General features: G+C 69.7%; 2 protein-coding genes. One reads left to right on the top strand and one right to left on the bottom strand.

Annotated elements, in window-relative coordinates:
* A partial coding sequence (locus tag AB0M27_RS47030; RefSeq protein ID WP_365732347.1) for a Helicase associated domain protein occupies positions 1-2,031 on the top strand: 2,031 nt, incomplete at its 5' end.
* Between the two features lie 94 nt (positions 2,032-2,125).
* Here the strand turns inward: AB0M27_RS47030 and AB0M27_RS47025 are convergent.
* On the bottom strand, positions 2,126-3,040 hold the full coding sequence (locus tag AB0M27_RS47025; RefSeq protein ID WP_365732346.1) for a hypothetical protein: 915 nt from the start codon (positions 3,038-3,040) through the stop codon (positions 2,126-2,128).
* Between the last annotated feature and the right edge of the window lie 440 nt (positions 3,041-3,480).

Below are 3,480 nucleotides of genomic sequence, written 5' to 3'. Positions count from 1 at the left end.
GGGCCGGTGACCATCTACGCCACCTATGCGTCGCTTCCGGTGCTCGCCGAGGCATTCGAGGGCATCTACGGGCAGCGGTTGGCGCCGGTGGACCTGGCGGTGGTGGACGAGGCGCACCGCACCAGTGGGTCGCTGGGGAAGGCTTGGGCGGACATCCACGACCAGGCGGTCATCCCGGCGGCGCGCCGGCTGTATATGACGGCGACGCCGCGGATCTGGCAGGAGCGGCCCAACTGGGAGGTGGCCGAGGGCGTTCGGGAGGCGTTGCCGGAGGAGCTGGCGGCCTCCATGGACGACGAAGAGATCTTCGGTCCGGTGCTGTACAAGCTGACCCTGGCGTCAGCGGTGGCGCGCGGCCTGCTGGCGCGGTACCAGATCATCGTCGTCGAGCTGCAGGACCCGGTCGTCACCCCGGAGCGGCTGATGGGTGAGGAGCGGCGCAGCGAGGAGGTGCGCGGGCAGCGGCTCGGTGCGCTGCAGGCGGCGCTGCTGCGCACCATGGCCGACCACAGCCTGAACACCTGCATCACCTTCCATCACCGGACGATAGAGGCGCAGGCGTACGCGGAGGGGCTGGGGCGGGTGGCGGCGAAGTTGCATGCGGACCAGCCGGAGAAGTATCCGAGGCGGATCTGGGCCGATTGGCTGTGCGGAGAGCACGTCCCCGAGCGCCGACGGGAGGTTCTGGCCGGCTTCGGCACCACGGCGCTGCGGGCGGTGCTTTCCAACTGCCGCGTCCTGGGCGAGGGCGTGGACATCCGGGCGGTGGACTCGGTGGCGCTGCTGGACCCCAAGGGTGCGCCACACGACATCGTGCAGGCGATCGGGCGGGCGCTGCGGCAGAAGCCGGGTGAGGGGAAGCTGGCGTCGTTGATCGTTCCCGTATTCCTCCAGCCAGGCGAGCAGCCCGAGGACATGTTCACCTCGGGCAGCTATCGGCCTTTGGTGAAAGTCCTTCAGGGGCTGCGTGCGCATGATGAAGAGGCCGTGGAATTGCTCGCCATTCCGCAAGAGCCGCGAAAGAGGGTTGTGGATCCGTCGTGGAATATCGGTGAGGCGCCCGAGGAAGCCGAGGAGGAAACGCGTCTGCTGTTGCGTTTTGCGGCGCCGCGGGACCCGGTGATGGTCGCCGAGTGGGTGTCGTTCAATGTCATCGATACCGAGCGGCAGGACTGGGCGCGCGGGTACGCCGCCGCGCGCCGGTACCGCGAGTGCGAAGATCATTTGCGGGTGCCGTACGACCACAGGGAAGGCGCCTACCCGCTCGGGCAGTGGATCGCCGAGCAGCGCCGCGCGTACGCGGCCGGACAGATGACCGGCAAGCGCGCCGAGCGACTCGAAGCACTCGGGATGGTGTGGGACGCCACCGACGCGGCCTTCCAGGAAAACCTGGCCGCCGCCCGCATCTACTACGAGCAGCACCGGACACTCTGCGCGCCCCGCACGGCGACCGCGCTGGACCGGCCGATCGGACAGTGGCTGTCGAATTTGAGGCGGCCGGGCGCTCTGGCCGGCCACCCCGAACGCGCCGAAGCCCTCGCCTCGATCGACCCCGACTGGAACCCGGCCTGGCCCGTCACCTGGCAGCGGCACTACGCCGCCGTACGCGAACTCCTCGCCGAGGAGGACACTGCGCTCACCGAACTGCTGCCCGGGGTGACCGTACACGGCATGGACGTCGGGAAATGGCTGGCCAGACAGCGCCAGCACACGGTGTGGGCCGGGCTAATGGACGGGCAGCGTGAGCGCCTGGCCCAGCTCGGCATCACGGCGCTCCCCCCGGCCAAGGAGGCACCCGCGAAGGCCCGCAAGGGCGGCCCTGGGGCGTTCGAGCGAGGCGTGACGGCCCTGCGGCAGTACAAGGCCCGCACCGGCACCCTGACTGTCCCCAGGCGGCATGTAGAGCCCCTCCCGGACGGCACCCAGGTGAAGCTCGGGGTGTGGCTGACCAACACCAAGACCCGGCGCACCAAGCTCACCGTGGAGAAGAAAGCGGTGCTCGCCGAGCTGGGGCTCGACTGGGCTGCGTAGGCAGAGGGCTTCGCTCGGCAGGGAGTGTCCACCAAGGCCGGAGCCCCGGGAGGTTTACCTCCCGGGGTCCGTGGCGTTGTCCGGCGGACTGCTGCTAAATCAGCACTCCGAGGGCCTGCTCGGCCATCTGCACGCCCATCGTGGCGGCCATGGTGGTGCCGGCCTCCAGAAGCTTGTCCTTGAGCTGTGTGGTGAGCTGCCGCAGGCGGCCCGGCTCAGGGGTCTGCGAGGTCGCTTCGTCGTGCAGGTCCTGGGCGACGCGCTCCAGCTCAACGCGGGCTGGCTCGGGCATGCCCAGCGTGCTGCTGACCTGTCCGACGTATCCGGCCAGCTGGATGAACAGTGTCGGGTCGACGCCGTCGGTGTTGTTCTGAGTGAAGTGCTGCTGCTCGCCGATGATGACGCCCTTGGCATTCGGCAGGTAGTTGTTGTACGTGGTGCCGGTGCGCGCCGGGTTGGTGTGGTCTTGCACGCTTCCTCCAGACAGGGCGCAGCTGACGCCTTCGGGGGTGATGACGACCGTGGCGGGGTCGGTGTCGATGCGCTCGATGAGGGTGTGGTCCGTCAGGTAGGCGAGCGCCTGGTGCAGGTCGGTCCCGGAGATCGCGGCGCCGGCGAAGTACGCGGTGGTCGTCGTCAGAAACAGGGACGGGTTGGTGGGCGACTGGTCACCAGCGGTGTCGAACAGCCACCGCAGGAAGGCGTCCATGGTGTAGCGGAGCCGGGCGGCGCGGTCCTGCTGCAGCTTCTTCAGTCGGCTCACCGCGACGCGGCCCGCGTCACTGAGGTGTACGTCGGGCGTTCCCCCCATGGCGCGTGCGATCTTGACCAGGTCGCGCTGTTCCAGCTCGAAGGCGAGCACGGACGGGTCCTCGCCGTCCAGCTGCTCTTCTTCGACGAACCGGGTCACGTCGACGTAGTGCGCGGGGTTCATCTGGGCCTGTTCGTCCAGCCACATCAGGAGCCGGGCCAGGACCGGGTTGCCTTCGACGGCGTCGCGGCCGGTCATGGAGGCTCCTTCGGCAGTCGCGTCCGTCTGGATCGGCACGCGGATCGGATTCCGTCGGGCTGCGCGCTCATAGCCCTTGACGATGTCCTTGACGTGTCGCTCGATCGCGCGCTGATCGACTCTGGGTTTCCGGGCCACACTGCCCTCCTGTCTCAGGTACCTCATGCCCAGCCTACGGAGGGGGTCTGACAACGGACCGTCTGTTCCGTACCGGGCACCGCGGGGGCGGGCGGCCCGGGGGAAACGGCAGACAGTCGGGGCGCGACGCGGTGGGAGCAGGCGGCAGAGCACGGCGTCGCTCGGCGGGCCGGATGCCGAGCGGACCGAGGCGGCAGCGGGCGGGGCGAGGCCGGGACCAAGAAGGCGACCGGGCTTCGACGGAGCGAGGGCCGGCGACGCGGCCGAGGGCCCGGCACGGCCAGGGCGGCGCGACGGCCGGC

The organism is Streptomyces sp. NPDC052107 (assembly GCF_040680215.1).
In the GTDB taxonomy this organism is placed as follows: domain Bacteria; phylum Actinomycetota; class Actinomycetes; order Streptomycetales; family Streptomycetaceae; genus Streptomyces.
The sequence above is the reverse complement of the archived record's forward strand: the minus strand, read 5'-3'. Positions and strand labels throughout refer to the sequence as shown.